The 15167-nt window shown below is 38.6% G+C and carries 15 protein-coding genes; 7 read left to right on the forward strand and 8 right to left on the reverse strand.

Annotation, left to right across the window (positions count from 1 at the left end; all coding sequences use genetic code 11):
* The first annotated feature begins 5 nt into the window (after positions 1 to 5).
* The 4 genes from AC23N5_RS19755 (at position 6) to AC23N5_RS19770 (ending at position 5643) form a co-directional block, all read left to right on the forward strand.
* A complete protein-coding gene (locus AC23N5_RS19755) occupies positions 6 to 815 on the forward strand; it encodes a hypothetical protein (RefSeq protein ID WP_487756926.1) in 810 nt (269 codons plus the stop codon).
* A gap of 9 nt (positions 816 to 824) precedes the next feature.
* Positions 825 to 2333 (forward strand): serine/threonine-protein kinase, encoded by a 1509-nt coding sequence (locus AC23N5_RS19760; RefSeq protein ID WP_487756927.1) that lies wholly within the window; start codon positions 825 to 827, stop codon positions 2331 to 2333.
* Positions 2334 to 2354: 21 nt separating this feature from the next.
* Positions 2355 to 3092: a lysozyme family protein gene (locus AC23N5_RS19765; RefSeq protein WP_487756928.1), complete on the forward strand. Its 738-nt coding sequence runs from the start codon at positions 2355 to 2357 to the stop codon at positions 3090 to 3092.
* A 901-nt stretch (positions 3093 to 3993) separates the two neighbouring features.
* Positions 3994 to 5643, forward strand: a complete 1650-nt coding sequence (locus AC23N5_RS19770; RefSeq protein WP_487756929.1) for an IS1182 family transposase — start codon at positions 3994 to 3996, stop codon at positions 5641 to 5643.
* Positions 5644 to 5689: 46 nt separating this feature from the next.
* Here AC23N5_RS19770 and AC23N5_RS19775 read toward each other — a convergent pair whose 3' ends face one another.
* The 8 genes from AC23N5_RS19775 to AC23N5_RS19810 form a co-directional block, all read right to left on the reverse strand.
* The gene (locus AC23N5_RS19775; protein WP_183980053.1) at positions 5690 to 6349 is read right to left on the reverse strand and encodes a PD-(D/E)XK nuclease-like domain-containing protein; all 660 of its coding nucleotides are present in this window, start codon (positions 6347 to 6349) and stop codon (positions 5690 to 5692) included.
* Positions 6350 to 6422: 73 nt separating this feature from the next.
* Positions 6423 to 7241, reverse strand: a complete 819-nt coding sequence (locus tag AC23N5_RS19780) for a DUF932 domain-containing protein (RefSeq protein WP_487756930.1) — start codon at positions 7239 to 7241, stop codon at positions 6423 to 6425.
* 83 nt (positions 7242 to 7324) lie between these two features.
* Positions 7325 to 7984: a hypothetical protein gene (locus tag AC23N5_RS19785; protein ID WP_487756931.1), complete on the reverse strand. Its 660-nt coding sequence runs from the start codon at positions 7982 to 7984 to the stop codon at positions 7325 to 7327.
* 412 nt (positions 7985 to 8396) lie between these two features.
* Entirely contained in the window at positions 8397 to 9827 is a 1431-nt protein-coding gene (locus tag AC23N5_RS19790) for an AAA family ATPase (protein WP_487756932.1), read from the reverse strand.
* Positions 9828 to 10077: 250 nt separating this feature from the next.
* Positions 10078 to 11073, reverse strand: coding sequence for a hypothetical protein (locus tag AC23N5_RS19795; RefSeq protein WP_487756933.1), 996 nt, complete (start codon positions 11071 to 11073; stop codon positions 10078 to 10080).
* Between the two features lie 5 nt (positions 11074 to 11078).
* Positions 11079 to 12035 carry a ParA family protein gene (locus AC23N5_RS19800; RefSeq protein ID WP_028524410.1) on the reverse strand — a complete coding sequence of 319 codons (957 nt, stop codon included), beginning with the start codon at positions 12033 to 12035 and terminating at the stop codon, positions 11079 to 11081.
* A 65-nt stretch (positions 12036 to 12100) separates the two neighbouring features.
* Positions 12101 to 13012, reverse strand: coding sequence for a relaxase/mobilization nuclease domain-containing protein (locus AC23N5_RS19805; protein ID WP_487756934.1), 912 nt, complete (start codon positions 13010 to 13012; stop codon positions 12101 to 12103).
* Positions 13013 to 13053: 41 nt separating this feature from the next.
* Entirely contained in the window at positions 13054 to 13335 is a 282-nt protein-coding gene (locus AC23N5_RS19810; RefSeq protein WP_487756935.1) for a plasmid mobilization protein, read from the reverse strand.
* A 139-nt stretch (positions 13336 to 13474) separates the two neighbouring features.
* Between AC23N5_RS19810 and AC23N5_RS19815 the strand changes: the two genes are divergently transcribed.
* From AC23N5_RS19815 to AC23N5_RS19825, 3 genes are read left to right on the forward strand one after another with little or no spacing between them, the layout of a single operon-like run.
* Positions 13475 to 13900 (forward strand): hypothetical protein, encoded by a 426-nt coding sequence (locus tag AC23N5_RS19815; protein ID WP_487756936.1) that lies wholly within the window; start codon positions 13475 to 13477, stop codon positions 13898 to 13900.
* A 5-nt stretch (positions 13901 to 13905) separates the two neighbouring features.
* A complete protein-coding gene (locus tag AC23N5_RS19820; RefSeq protein WP_487756937.1) occupies positions 13906 to 14604 on the forward strand; it encodes a P-loop NTPase family protein in 699 nt (232 codons plus the stop codon).
* The gene (locus AC23N5_RS19825) at positions 14601 to 15110 is read left to right on the forward strand and encodes a hypothetical protein (protein WP_487756938.1); all 510 of its coding nucleotides are present in this window, start codon (positions 14601 to 14603) and stop codon (positions 15108 to 15110) included. The genes AC23N5_RS19820 and AC23N5_RS19825 overlap by 4 nt, the downstream gene beginning before the upstream one ends.
* The last annotated feature ends 57 nt before the right edge of the window (positions 15111 to 15167 follow it).

The following is a 15167-nucleotide window of genomic DNA, read 5'->3' on the forward strand; positions in this document are numbered from 1 at the left end:
ACGGTATGAAAATAAATTTACTATTTTGGTTTGGTTTGATGTTTTGGGGAGGGATGGCCGCTGCGCAACCACGCCTCACCAACGTTCGCTTCAAAATCAACGCCGAACTCAAAATGATTGAAATCAACTACGATGTTTTTGGGGTACGTTTATCTGATTCTATTTATGTAACGGCTGTCGGCAAAAAATCTGGAAAACTCAAAGCTCAATCCCTTTCAGGAGACATCGGTCGTAATATTAAACCAGGGTCAAAAAAAACCATTTTGTGGGATGTCATTGCTGACAACGTACGCATTGACGAAGAAGTAGAGATAAGTGTTTTCTTAGCATTAGCAGATGCCCTCACTATCATAAGCCCCGACTCACTCAAAAAGAAAGTAACTCCCCTGGTAAAGAAAGAACCAAAAGGTAAGAGACTGAACGGCGGTGCCTTGTTGATGTTTGGGGGTGGCTTGGTCGCTGGGGCGGGGATGTACTACTGGAGTACCCTTTTAAAAACCTATAGTCAAGAAAGTTATGCCTTATATCAACAACGTAACTGGATTCATGAAGATGGACTCAATCTAAAAGTAAACGATAGTAGCCTTCAAGCTCGGTATAATTCTTTTTTGGAGCAAGCCAACGCTGATTTGAGCAAAGCTAATCGTCAAAAACGTTTGGGACAAACGATGCTCATTGGAGGGATTTTAGTAGCAGTCGCAGACATTTTTCTGGTTGGTCCTCAATTACTACAGCCCCGAAACGAAGCCATCCAGCTAAAACTTGAAACTAATGAGTGGGGAGGTCCATCGGCAGGAGTAACAATAAAATTTTAAAATGTAAACATGACCACAGAAGAGTTTTACGATCGCTTTGAATTCAATCCCTCTATGTCTGGCAGCCTGCTAGGTCGGGGTGGTTTTAGTAGCGTTCACAAAGTATATGACAAAGTGCGTAAACGCTACGTAGCCATGAAACGTAGTGAAGTGGGAGCATTTTCAAAATTTGACCTTGAAAGAGAAGTCAAAGTAGCCAACGAAATTGATGTGCATCCTAATATCATTCGATATGAAAATGTATATCGAATTAGCGACCGTGCTGGAACATTTGACTATGCTATTATGAAGTATTATGCCGAAGGGAACCTCGACAATGTACTTGTGCGACATCAACTGAGTGATACCGAAAAGCAACAAATATTGAAGGGTATATTGAAAGGGTTGGCACACTTACACCAAGTGCCTATCATTCATCGAGACTTCAAAGCAGCCAATGTACTGATGGACAGGAATACTGACGGAACATGGTTGCCTGTTATTGCTGATTTTGGATTGAGTCGTTTGATTGATGCTGACAAAACCTTTGTTGTTGACAATTCTCAGATTGCAGTAACACCAAGCTATGCTTCGCCAGAGCAACTTTTAGATAAACAAGCAATTCGTCCAAATGCCGATTTGTGGGCGTTTGGGGTAATGACATACAAAATAGTGACAGGGCGGCTTCCGTTCAATACCGAAGGAAGTAGCGGAGAGTGGGACGCTTCGAGCAAGATGAGAGGCTTAATTTTGTCGGGTACACTGCCCCAAGACATCAATTCCATAGGAGAACCTTTCCAAACTATAATCACAAAATGTTTGATAGTCAATCCTGAAGTGCGTGTCAAAAGAGCAGAAGAATTGCTTTCTATCATAGAAAAAGAGCCTCAACCCAAAGAAAATAAGAAAAAATCAACCCCACCTCCACCGCCACCCATACCAAACCTTTACGATGGAAGAACTCAAGTAATTCCCCCTATACAAGAAATCAAAGAGGTTCCTCCCCCAGAAACTCCCAAAAGAGATGAAGTAATTGAGCCAACCCCTACAAAGCGATGGCCATGGGAAAAAGCCTTTTTGGCATTAGCTGTTATCTTTACCTTTGGAATATTTTGGTGGATTTGGAATAAACAGAAAGAGCCTACCCCACTTTTAACCCCAAAAGTAACCGTAGATACAGTCTCAAAAGTGAACTCTATTACATTACCCTCAAAAGACACTTTAAAAACCTTACCTCAACCTATTAATTCTGGAAGTTTACCAAAAAAAGTAGTTTCACCCAGTTTACCTCAACCTCAAAACTCATTGCCTTATGGTTATTTGGTAATATATACTTCTACCTATAGTTTTAAAGTATATATTGATAATGAACTACAACCATCCACTGCAGAGATTGGCAGAAAAAATATATACAAAATACCAACAGGTGAAGGTAGGCTATTTAGATTGGAAAATACGAATGGTATAGGTGTACCAGAGGGAGGGAAAGGAGCCATTACAGTTAGATCTGGGCAGTCTTATGAAAAGAGATTTGATTGACAAACTCAAAAACGTGAAATTATGACAAAATATCCCTTTACATATCATCATGAAATAGGCCATCAAGGGCAAAGCCTTGTGCCTCACTTCCCTGGCGGTAATTCGGGTGTTACGATTGGCCCAGGGTACGATTTGAGTTTAAGAACCCCTTTAGAAGTCTTTGAAGATTTGACAAAAGCAGGAATTGACCATCAAACTGCCCAAGTATTATCAGAGGCAGCTTCCCTTTCAGGATATGAAGCTCAGAAATGGATTTACCAACATGGCGGTATTTTTATCAGTGAAGAGCAACAAGAATTCCTTTACAACCAAGTCTTAGTTCCTGAATATGAACATAGAATGATGTCCCAACTACAAAATTTTATTGAGCATCACGAAGACCCTCAACTCAAAATGATAGACGTCGCGACACTTGATAGCCGCCAAAAAGAAATTCTATTTGATTACACTTATAATGCAGGATTGAGTAGGTTTCCAACTTTAGTTGAGGCGGTGCTAAAAGAAGATTGGGTGACCGTGAGTCTTCATTCAGAGAGGTTTTCTGGTGATATGCCCCTCACCTATCGCAACGAAATGTTCTATCAATATTTTTTATCGGCTGAATCAGACGAGAACTTTACTTCTTTTAGAGAAAGTGACGATACACAAGAAATCTCTGTGTTATTAGAAGATTTTATGAATGAAAACACAAATTCTGATAGCCATTTAGATTCAAACGAAATAGACCATCTTTTAGATGGCTCTCAATGGGAAGTTTAACAAGCAACGTTCTTATACTTTGATAATCAGAAGTTTACCTTAAAATCCACTAATTGAGAGCAAACAATCGTAGTGTAATTTTAGTTATTTTATTGCTTTCAGGATTAACCTACTGATAAACAGATTTTTTGTCGGTTAACGGGATTATTTCTCATATTGATTCCTTTTTGAAGAAGAAACTCGGCAGAACTTTGAAAATTGATTCCGCTATGAATTCTCTCAAATCGGAGCGCTTTTTATGATTCATGCAGGTTGAACGCATGAGCAAATTTTCTTTGACTCTTAGGTAGAATCAAGAAGCTGGAAATACATCTTCTATTTTCTGCAAATCGGGTGCTAAAATGGTGGCCAACAAGTCTCCCAAAATAGCCTTTTTTCTGACTGATGCCACGGTGTGGGCGAATCCATGAACGCAGAACATACCCAATGCCCTCTTGCATGTTGACGTGAACCTCGCTAAACCCGTCACCATCCTCGTCTCGTGCATATTCACCCTTTAAATGGCAGAATTAACAACGCCGACAAGTCTGATATACCGTATCCGTAAGGTCTTCAAAGTGGTTGCTGCATTTACAGTACTCATACCTTTGGCGATATGGGTAGCTGTCGTAGAGGCCTACTCGTCCATCAATTTCAATAGATTTATCTGCATCTTTTTGCCGATAAGGTAGTGATTTGTGCCAGCTCCTTGCTTCTACCTAAGAGCGAACAATTATTATTTGCTTAGGCTATACCTGAGCGTAACATCATTTATTTAGTACCATCTTACTTTCTCTTGAGCTAACCATTATTCCTCCCCTCTGTTCTTTTCACTTGAGGCTGTCCAAAAAGTATTTGGCGGCCTCTTTTTGTTTGGTTATCTACCTGATATTTAGTATATTAGCTGTATCAATATTTGATTATGGCAAAGGCACTTTTCAAACCACTCCCGCTAAATAGTCCTGAACTATTTCCTGTCAATATCTTTGAGAGAATTCCTAAAAATCATCCAGTTCACTTGATAAGTGATGTGGTCGATAAATTGGACATCTCCAACATCACTGCCGAATATAAAGGTGGTGGTACCACCGCTTTTGCTCCCAAAATGATGATTAAAGTGTTGTTTTACAGCTATTTGAGCAATGTTTATTCTTGTCGTAAAATTGCCAAAGCACTCCATGAGAACATACACTTTATGTGGATTTCAGGCAACTCTACTCCTGATTTTAGGACGATTAATAATTTTAGGGGGCAAAAACTTAAACATCATATCCATGATTTATTTGCCGAAGTGGTTAAAATGCTTCAAGAGTTGCAAGTATTAAGTCTTGATATTCAATACATTGACGGCACTAAAATAGAGTCATCCGCCAATAAATATACTTTTGTATGGCGTGGTTCGGTAGAAAAGAATAAGGCTAAGTTGGAGGAGAAGATTAAAAAAGTATTGGGAGACATTGACCAACAAATCCAACAAGATAATCAAGAATCTAATCAACAAGAAATTCCCCAAAAAATTGATTCTAATCTACTAAAAGAGAAACTTGGAGAGATTAATCAGAAGTTAAAAGAATCGCCCAAATCTACTCAAAAGCAAATTGAGAAGCTTCAAAATGAACATCTTCCTCGTTTAGAGAAATACGAACAACAACTCCAAACCTTGGGTGATAGGAACAGTTTTAGCAAAACCGATGAGGATGCTACTTTTATGCGTATGAAAGAGGATCACATGAAAAATGGTCAACTAAAACCAGCCTATAACCCCCAAATATCGACGGAGAATCAATATATCACCCATTTCAGTATCCATCAAAAAGCCAACGATACAACTACTTTATCTGCTCATTTAGAGGGATTTAAGCAAAAATACAATAAGCAGAGTAAGCAGGTAGTGGCGGATGCAGGTTATGGGAGCGAAGAAAATTATGAAATGTTGGAAAAAGCTACTATTGAAGCCTTTGTCAAGTTTAGTTATTTCCATAAGGAACAAAAGAGAAGTTTTAAGAATAATCCATTCGGACTACAAAATCTATTCTACAATCAAGAGAATGATTTTTATGTCTGTCCTATGGGGCAACGCATGGAGAAAGTGTGTGATGCCAAACGTACCAGTAGCAATGGTTATGAGTCAAATGTTAGTATTTATCAGGCAAAAAACTGCCGAGGTTGTCCACTTAGAGGCATGTGTTATCAAGCTAAAACTAATCGACGATTGGAAGTCAATCATCGGCTTAATGAACTCAAAGCCAAAGCAAGAGCATTACTGCTGAGTCCAGCAGGCATAGAACAGCGAAGTAAAAGACCTGTTGAGGTAGAAGCCGTATTTGGGCAATTGAAATCAAACAATAAATTTAACCGATTTACTTTGAGAGGTTTACAGAAAGTCAATATTGAGTTTGGCTTGATGGCTCTGGGGCATAATTTTAGAAAATGGGCAAAAAGGCTTGCTGAAAAATCGAACAACAATAGTGTATTTTTAGACCTTTTCAACAATCTACATCGCTTAAAACGTTTAAAATTCTTCAAATTTGGCTTTGGGAAGCCAAGGATAGAAAATTATAGATTTCTATGAAAATGAACATAAAAAAGAGGCTATCCTTTTGAGACAGCCTCTTTCTTTAAGCAGCTTGTAAAAATGGTTGTTTTGATTCAGTTCTTTGCCAACTACTGGGTGTAAAACCAACTTCTTGCCATGCTTCCAAAAGACATTCATATTTATTTCTGCCTTCTGCTATAAACTCCCGACTCGGTTCATAGATAAACAAATCGTACGGATGTATTTTCTGAATACCGACAAAAACAAATCGCTTCCCTCCTACTCCATCCAGATAATACGCAGCTTGGCGGTCGTAATCGTATGTATGGCAACTTTTTACAAAAGCGGCGTATGTGCGCTGGCTGGTTGTTTTTAAATCAACTACCAAACTTTTCTTATACACCAAATCTAGCTTTGATTTGCAAGGTAAGCCTGTCGCTGGATTGGTAAATAGGCAGACACTTTCTTTTCTTGCAAACTGCCTTAGCCAACTGCAAAAACGATTTTTCAGCACTTTTTCTTTTAAAATATTTAGTAAATCCGCATCCATATCTTCGGGAATAACCGTCTGTTTCTTAGGCTCTAAAATCAGTTCATGTAATGTGCTTCCAAAAGCAAAGGCTTTTTCAGGTTTGAAACTCTTTAAACCAAACAGGTGGTCACGAAATTCACTTAAATCCGAATTGGCTATACGGGGAAGTTGGCGGTACTGGGTATCACTTAGGAATGGTACAATGTTCATTTTTGATTAAATTTAGTGGTTTATAAAGGTATAGATTGGGTGTTTTGATTAGTCCCCAAAGTCTGTTTCATTTTTAAGCCATTTCAAGGCAAAACCGAAAAGCGTCTTCATTCATGCGAGCTAAACTACCTACCGCATTACCAAACACGACTTCTTTTGGCTTTTTAATGTGCGTAGTGTAGTGGGTTATGCCATTTAATAACCCAAATAGATTGTCTCCCAAGTCTGCACACTCTCGTTCTATTGAGTAGTTCATGGCATTTATTACATTGGTTTTGCGGGTTGAAAGTTCTGTCTTCCCCAACTTTTCCTCTTGCGTCATACGCGTTAATCGTTCGGTTAAAGCAGACTTAATACTTTCATCTATTTGGACATTACCCAAGCGTTCAAATTGGTCAAACAGTTTTGTACGCTCCTCCATAAACGTTTCAAAATAGCGTAATAACTGGTTTATTTTAGTGTCGTGGTTCTTGGTGTGATGAACTTTTAACTGACGAAATACCTTTGAAAACCGATTTTTACAACGAATCATCATATTTGAATTTCCCATAAAAAAACCAGTACTACTATCATGGCTGTTGCCAATCATTAAGTAGTCTTCAAAACTATGTCCTCCTACTTGAATCGGTTCGGTGCATTGTAAAAAAGCCAATACTTTCTTACCCCCGTCAAATTCATCAAAACACTTGATAGGAAACCCCGTGATGTCATTCATTTTTTGGACTACCTCCATAAATCGTTCGTTGGAAGTAGGGGTATATGAATCTTTACAGACGTTAAGTAAGTGGTTATTATCACTTCTAAAAATGGCCTTGTAACCATTAACTACTTGATTGTTGGAATATATAGGCTTTTCTACAACATCCCAACTTGATTGAAATATTACGGGCATTTTCATGTTCTTATGGTAATTTAGAAAGATATTGGAGGTTTAAAAATGAGAGGGTTGTACTTTACCCCCTCACTTATATTTATCTATGCTGCTTGTTTGAACTCTTCGATAGTAGGTTCTTCTTTTTCTTGCTCGGCTAAAGCATTATAGAAACAATCTGCGACAAAATGGTAAATAGCGCCGTTAGTTAGAGTATCTAATCGGTAAATACGATTACAGTCTGCATATTGCCCAAAGGCTTCAATGCGCTCAGGCATGGCATCTTCCATTTTAAACTTAGCAATAAAATAGGTGGCTTTGGGCTTGATTTTGGTGTTTTCATGCGATTCAGGCGTCATGGTCAACACTACTTCTGATAGTTTTTTACGCTTATAGAAAAGCGGTTGTATCAGTTTTTGAAGCTCTTTTACCGAACTGTTATTGAACATAATGACCGACAAGCAGTTTTCACTATCAATGAAAAAAATTTCTGCCCAAGTTTCTTCCCTTTCTCTACCAAATAGGGTATCCGTAAAAATACGCCACGCCAATGGCTGAAAAGTAAACGATTTCAATGGTTGGCCATTATGGTCTGTCAAAATCTCTTCTTCCCCTAATTTAAACGTACCGTTACGGGCATCAAAGCGATAATCACGGGGTTGTCCTTCAATGTAAAGAATTTCATCGCCGAAATCAGGGTTTAAAATTTGGACATGAGAATTCTGGGCAGCCAATTCGGCTACATTTTTTGATTTGGAAAACATAATAAATGAGTTTTAAAAGAAAAGCTTTGCCCGAACTAAAACGACTGTCGGGTATCAGTCCCTCAAATTTGGGGTTTGTTCCTCCTTATTTGATAATATAAAGGTACAACAAAAACGGACACAAATCAAGACAAAACTCTAATTGTCAGACACTTGCAAAACTTTATATAACCCATTATGTTTACTTGTGGAGAGGTATAAGCTCAGGGGATATATTCCACTCTGTTAAGTGGGATGAAGAAGCTGATTGGTTCCGATTAGCAACACATCGGAGTACGCAATGACAGAAGACTTACAAATTTGAAGCCATAACCTTCGGCCTGTCCAATGAAGGCAAGACAAAGGTTATGAAAGGTTTAATGAGGCTCACTCACACGTGTCACTCTTATTTGTCGATTATAAAACAAGTTTTTCAATCGAAACTATCCAAAATAAATAGCTTATCCATTGTGACTATATGATCAATTTGGCTACTACTGTTTTTGCTCTGCTTTACTCCGTAAGTCGTGATGAGGGTATTAAAAAGGGCTTTTTTTGTTTTTAAAAGGTTTCTAAACTGTTCTCTTCGCTGCCGTAAACGCCCCGCATATGCTTCGTTTATCGACAAATCGTCGTTGTAAAACTTAATTTCACATAAATTGATAGCGCGGTCAGCCCTATCTATAAGCATATCCAATTGAAAACCTTCATACTCCTCATTGCCTTTATGAAAATAACTTGATGTTTCCGTATAAATACCAGATATACCCAACGCCATTTTGATAGCCTCAACGTGTTTGATACATAAATTTTCAAAGGCATACCCAGCCCAAACACTGTATTGTTCTTCCGAAGACTGTTTTAGCCAAATATTTTTTCCCGTAATCGCTTTCCCTTCAATAAATTTTAGGTAGAACAAAGAATATTCGTCCGTAAGACGATATACAAAATCTTTACTTTTTTTCTGAAAAGACGGTATGCCCATGATAAATGACGATGCTTCCAATTCTTCTAATATTTTGCTTAATCCACCGCCATCTTTAAATTTTGAACCAGCAATGATTTCTTGTCTAGTAATACCCCGCCATTTTCCAGCAAGTAATTTTATGATTTCGATATGATTTTGATAATTGTCAAACAGGGCGGCATAGAGGTTGGCGAATTCGTATCTAAGTGACCCATCTTTTGTAAAAAACAGTCTATCAATTGTTTGTGTAGGGGTTTCACCTTGTTTTACCTCTTGTAAGTAGGTTGGAATACCCCCCACGGACATATAAAACTGGATAATTTGGTAATCATCCCACCGTATATTCAGGCGTTCAAGATATAATTTAGTTTCAGCCAATGTAAATGGTTTCAAATTGATTTTTTTAGTCACTCGATTGTGTAACCCGCCTTTGTGATTAATCAATTTTTTGAGCATCCAAGAAGCTGCCGAGCCACACACGACTACAACAATATTTTGACGAGAAGCCCAGTCATTCCACCAATAGCCCAACTCCTCTAAAAAATTTGACCGTGGTGTGTCAATCCAAGGCAATTCATCAAAGAAAACAACCTGTTTTTGGGTTGATTTAGACAAACATATTTTCAGTTGATAAAAAGCTTCATACCATGTTTTAGCTGTTTTAATCTTTCCTAAATCACCGAAATATTCTTTTATCTTTTCGGTAAACTTAAAGAGCTGATTAGAGAGCGTTGCATTTTGAGTACCCGTAAACTCAAAACTAATATTACGCTGATACACATTTTTGATTAAATAGGTTTTTCCCACCCGCCTACGTCCATAAATAGCCAGCATTTCTGCTTTGGGGCTTTGAAGCAAATCTTGCAATATCTTTACTTCATCTATTCTTCCAATCATTTAACAAATCTTTATTTATCTCGCTGAAACGCACAAATATGACACATTTTAGCGAATTACAATAATATATCTCGCTGAAACTGTAAAAAAAACAACGATTCAGCGAGATATAGAGTATAAAACCATTCAAAAGACCATCTGTTAAGTGGGATGAAGAAGCTGATTGGTTCTGATGCGTTGCTAATCGGAACCAATCAGTGTGCGTAGATTAAAACTTATTTATTTAAAGCTTCCCTCCTACCCCTATGTTCTAAAGTATCTTTTTCAATTCTGTGGCGACTTCAATCAAACGCTCCAAATCCTTTACCGAAATTTTAGGAGCCTTCAATATTTTGGTCATTGTAGCTGTCAACTGCTTCTGAAGAGCATTGCGGGATTTATCAATTACTTTCGGCTCATCATCTCCCGAAAGAACATTTTCTAACTCTTCTACATTCTCAACTAAGTCTTTTTCTTTCCGTTTAGCCAGTTTTTGAATATCCGTTTTCCCAATCTTAATTTCGCCATTCAAAATTGCTTGTTTCAGCATTGGTTGCAGTTGATCAAGACCTGCTGCGAATTCTGCATCTCGCATTATCGTAGCCCGACTCACCTTATATTCTTGTGCTAATTTTTCGGAAGTAGAGCCTTCATTTTCAGCGTTTTGGCCATAAGTATCATTTTGAGACTTATCGTTTTCATTAGCCGTTTTAGCATAAGTATCATTTTGAAACTTATTATCTTCAATGGTCATTTTAGCATAAGTATCATTCTGATACTTATGCTCTTTTCGATCATATTTCCCCTTTTCAGCCTTCTCAATATTATACCGTAACCCTCTAAAATAAGAAGCCTGTTGAGGCGTTAGATTACGCCGCCCGAGCTGCAAATCAATCATGTAATCCTTGACCTCTTTCAAAGATTCAAAACGCATCACCTGAACGTTAAAATTGATTCCCCGTTCTCTACAAATTTTGAAACGGTTGTGCCCATCCACCAAAATATAAACGGGCGCATCAGGGGTTAGGGAATTTTCGTCAATTACCCGCTGTGTAGTTTCCCAAAGTAAAAGAGCATCTTTGCAGCCATTTTTTATAATGTTCGCTTCCAGCTGAGTCAGTTCTTCATTAGTTGGAGACGGAATGAAGCTTCGGAGTTCCTCTAAAACAACAATACTCTGTTTGATTTGCTCGGAGCTAATGTAACTATTGTTGAGCGATTGCTGCGTTTTTTGGCTTATCGCTGCTTTAAAATCTATCTTGGCCATGTTTGTTATTTTACAACTTGTAGGTATTGAATAAATTCATCGCAAAAATCTCGGTAGTTTTTGGCAGCTTCTGAGTTATCCGAAAATTTGGCGATGGGGCTTTGTAAAATCTGTGATTTTTGAAAATCTACCAAGTGTTTGATTTCGGTATTAAATACTCGAAATGGCACACTGCTCTTGACATTTTCTTTGATACCTTCGTGAACACTATTTTTCTTAACCATTGTAAAAACAATCCCATCAACCACAAGCTCTGCGTTTAGGTTTGTTTTTACTTCCATCACCCGCTGCAATAGCGAGTTCAGCCCTTTTACTGCCGACATTTCAGGCAGGAGCGTAATGAGACAGCTATTTGAAGCATTCATAGCCGAAATGGTAAGCTTATTCAACGAAGGCGGGCAATCAATCAACACATAATCAAAGGTACTCAAGATTGGCTGCAATTTGTTCTTTAACCTTAAATCCCCTCCCACACTCAAAATCAATTGGATTTCGGCATCGGCCAACTCAATATCTGAAGGAGATAAATACAGGTTTTCAGAAATTTCAACAATGGGCAATGGAATCGCGTGATTCAAAAGTGCTTGGGCCACTTGGCTCTCGGGAGCATCAATACCCAAAATCTGACTTAGGTTGCCCTGCGGGTCTAAGTCAATCAGGAGAACCTTGAATCCGCGCCTAGCCAGTGCCTCTCCCAAAGAAGAAGTGGTGGTCGTTTTGCCAACTCCGCCTTTGTGGTTGATAATCGAAATCACCCTGGCTTTTTCATAAAGGCTGTCAGAATACCCATATTTCGATAAGATGGGGAATAAAGCAACAAGATGTTTTTCGCTGAGGTTGCGAGTCCCCGCCAAGGTTTGAGCTATTGTTCCTTTTGGAATAGAGGCTTCTTTTTCAAGCGTGGAAACGGTTAAGGCAGGGTTATGCCTCAAAAAATTAATCAGGTTTTCTTGAGTTAGCATAGAAGATTTTTGTAATATTTACTTCACAAATAAACTCAAAATAAATATTATTTGTATATATTTTATTACATTTTTTTAAACTTTTTTACTGGCTTTTTATGGCTCATTGTTTTTGCATTTTGCTTTATTTGACGCAATTGCATTTGAGCTTGCCAAAGAGATTTTTCTATTTTAGACAAGTCGGCCTTGGTTTCATTGACAGATGCCCTAACAACCAAGTAATCTGGCTCAAAAGGTACTGCTTCCTTTTTAGGCAGAACCTCCTTGTCGGTCTTTAATAAATCAATGCCGTTGCGGCTTAAAAGTTCATCAATCTGCTTTGCTTTAAAACCTACTTCGGTTCCTTTAATGGCCACTTCGTTGACCCGAAAACTACAGCCCACCAATTTATCATTACGGTCGTACTTGAAACGACTCTCAATCCCAAGGCTGGCCAGCTCCTCGCTGAGCTTATCAATGCTATTGATTTTTTTAGCAATCAATAGAGAAGTTAGCGCCTCTTTCACTTTTTGACGAGCTTGCATTTTTGGGGGTAAATGGTCAGAAAGGCTTGTTCTTTGCGCTGGTAAAGGCTGAAAATTTAAGTTTCTTTCAATGTCTCGACACACCTTTACATTGCGTGCATAATTATGACTTGAATCTAATGCAGCTCCGCCACCAATCGGAACACGATTCAAATAAATATGAATATGGGGATGTTTTTGGTCAAAGTGCTGGTAAACAACCACTTGATGTTGGGCTAAGTTTGCACCAATTCCCTCACAATACAACCGAGCCGCTTTGCGCATTTTTTCCTCATCAATGGCTTCGTTCTCGGGCCAGCTCAACGAAGTATGCCATACAGGATTTTTGCACTTGCTCCTATTGGCTAAAGTTTGCATTTGTAGTGCAAAATGTTCGGCGGTTGTACCCATTACATTATGGGTATCAATGAGCTTAGCTTTTTTCGTTGGTTGTTTCTCTGCTGCTCCGTACAAAATTGCTCCCGAAAAACTACTTCCAAGTACCGTCTTTGCTATCATGTTAAGCGCTCGAATAGGGTATCCAAGATTTTATTAATTTTACCTATGTTCAATTTACCAGCGTGGGCAAAGCGGGTTAGCTGGTTAAGGTTATTGGCTACGCCAACAATAATTCGGTGCTGTTCCTCGGTGAAGGCTTGGGTGACTTCAATCCCTAATGCCACCTGTCTCATATATTCACTGACAGAAATTCCCGCCTTCCGTGCCTTATTTTCGATTAACGTCTTTTCCTCTCCTGTTAAGCGTAGTTCTATCTTTTCGTCTTTTAGTGGTTTCATTTTTCCTCAATAGCTTGCGTCATTCTACGACTTTGGCGAAAAATTTGTAAATTTTTTGTCAGGACAAAGTCATGGCTTGCTAACGCTTCGCTTTCTTTTTAATCTCCCATAATCTCCTTTTATCCCCGCTAATCTCCTTTTGAATTCACGAACTGTCCTTCTTTCTTTGCCTCGTATGCCACCTTCGGAAACACACTTTATCAGCAAAAAAGACCTCTGTGACGCTGTACTATCAAAGGTCAGAAAACGCAATGTTATGTTGTACGCCTTCTATCGCCCATATATCATCTCTGCTTATTCATCTCGATATGTAGCCGATAAAATCACTGCGGATCTTGGTATTACTATCAGTGCAAAAATCATCGAACGGATTCGTACACAAAAACACCGAATGGCTATTCTTGCCGCTACTCTTACAGTAGAGCCTCATATTCAATCCCAAACCCAATCTCCTCTACCAGCATCCAAGCCAGTCAATGAAAACCAAACAAAAACTGACTTTTCATTTTCTGACCCAAATCATACTGACGAACATTCGACCAAAACAAATCTCAAATTCCTATAAACACAATGAAACAGTTTCACTTTATCCTCCAAGCCAAAGGAGGCGTTGGGAAGTCTTTTTTAGTCTATCTATTGGCGCTCAAACACCAATCACAGCCTGGGACATATTTCGTGGACGTTGATGCCTCTACACAGACGTCCTCTCGTCAGCTTGCTTTTCTGAGCGGTACTGGAAGGATTGCAGCTCTTTCTATGCTGGACGAACGTCAGAAAATAACCCGTGACAAACTTTTATTTTCATTAACAGACTTGAGCCAACTTCCTTTTGAGAATTGCTATTTAGACTTTGGCGCGCCAGAGAGCGAACAAATTCCTGCCTTATTCTCCGTTGATTTTAGTACGGAACAGCTTTACGAACTAGCCCAACACCTGCATTGCCAATTTATCTTTGACGTTGTCATTGCAGGAAATACTTCCTATTTCGCCTGTACGCAGTACCTTCAGCAGATGCAGCAAATTATTGGTAATACCTTTCCAATTTGCATTTGGATCAATCAATATAGCTTTTACAAACACCCCCAACTCATTTCTGAAATTCAGTCGTATGCCACTCAGCATCAACTAAAAGTTAATTTTTTTGGTGACATAGATACCAGCACCCAAGTAGGAAACCAAATTTTAAAAATGGTGCAGCTAGGGCACGGGTTAGAACGATATGATTTCATAACTGCAATGAAATTAAAAAACGAATTGGCAAAGTTATGAAACCAATTACCTCGGAGCAGATGACACGCTTGCAGGGTCATTACCAGCAAAAATACGGGATTAGGCTTGACGAAACAGTCACCTCTATTCTTTGTGAAATCGAACAAATGGGGATAAAAAATAACAACACCATACAATCTGTTACTGAAAGTATCAAAGAACGCGCAAAGGTCATCCGCTTTGAAAATGACCGTCAAGCTTTTTGGTACGCGCTTGGTAAATTCGGGATACCTGGCATAAGTCTGCCTCTGCTCATTATTTTCGGCTGGATATATTTTACCAATTTGACCCAATATCAAACCATGCTGCGCCTAATTGACCAATATCCTACTTACAAAAAATACGCTCAACTAATGAAAACAGCACAAACTACCACAACTCCTCAAGGAACATTTATGGTGCTAAAGCCTACAGAAAAAACAAAAATGGTTGTCGGTGTTCACTGCTTTTACCACGCGAATAAAAGACTTATCTATGTTCCAATAACGGTTAATGAAGGATTTTAGCTTGGCAAAAATAGCAAATAATTAAATATTAATAAATTTGTATTTTAAATTATATTA

Source organism: Runella sp. R5_40, assembly GCF_057652295.1.

Bases quoted from the DNA above. Each gene is read 5' to 3' on its own strand.
- AC23N5_RS19755 (WP_487756926.1), top strand. From the start codon at position 6: ATGAAAATAAATTTACTATTTTGGTTTGGTTTGATGTTTTGGGGAGGG.
- AC23N5_RS19825 (WP_487756938.1), top strand. From the start codon at position 14,601: ATGAAACCAATTACCTCGGAGCAGATGACACGCTTGCAGGGTCATTAC.
- AC23N5_RS19785 (WP_487756931.1), bottom strand. From the start codon at position 7,984: ATGTTTTCCAAATCAAAAAATGTAGCCGAATTGGCTGCCCAGAATTCT.
- AC23N5_RS19795 (WP_487756933.1), bottom strand. From the start codon at position 11,073: ATGGCCAAGATAGATTTTAAAGCAGCGATAAGCCAAAAAACGCAGCAA.
- AC23N5_RS19820 (WP_487756937.1), top strand. From the start codon at position 13,906: ATGAAACAGTTTCACTTTATCCTCCAAGCCAAAGGAGGCGTTGGGAAG.
- AC23N5_RS19765 (WP_487756928.1), top strand. From the start codon at position 2,355: ATGACAAAATATCCCTTTACATATCATCATGAAATAGGCCATCAAGGG.
- AC23N5_RS19790 (WP_487756932.1), bottom strand. From the start codon at position 9,827: ATGATTGGAAGAATAGATGAAGTAAAGATATTGCAAGATTTGCTTCAA.
- AC23N5_RS19770 (WP_487756929.1), top strand. From the start codon at position 3,994: ATGGCAAAGGCACTTTTCAAACCACTCCCGCTAAATAGTCCTGAACTA.
- AC23N5_RS19800 (WP_028524410.1), bottom strand. From the start codon at position 12,035: ATGCTAACTCAAGAAAACCTGATTAATTTTTTGAGGCATAACCCTGCC.
- AC23N5_RS19775 (WP_183980053.1), bottom strand. From the start codon at position 6,349: ATGAACATTGTACCATTCCTAAGTGATACCCAGTACCGCCAACTTCCC.
- AC23N5_RS19810 (WP_487756935.1), bottom strand. From the start codon at position 13,335: ATGAAACCACTAAAAGACGAAAAGATAGAACTACGCTTAACAGGAGAG.
- AC23N5_RS19760 (WP_487756927.1), top strand. From the start codon at position 825: ATGACCACAGAAGAGTTTTACGATCGCTTTGAATTCAATCCCTCTATG.
- AC23N5_RS19780 (WP_487756930.1), bottom strand. From the start codon at position 7,241: ATGCCCGTAATATTTCAATCAAGTTGGGATGTTGTAGAAAAGCCTATA.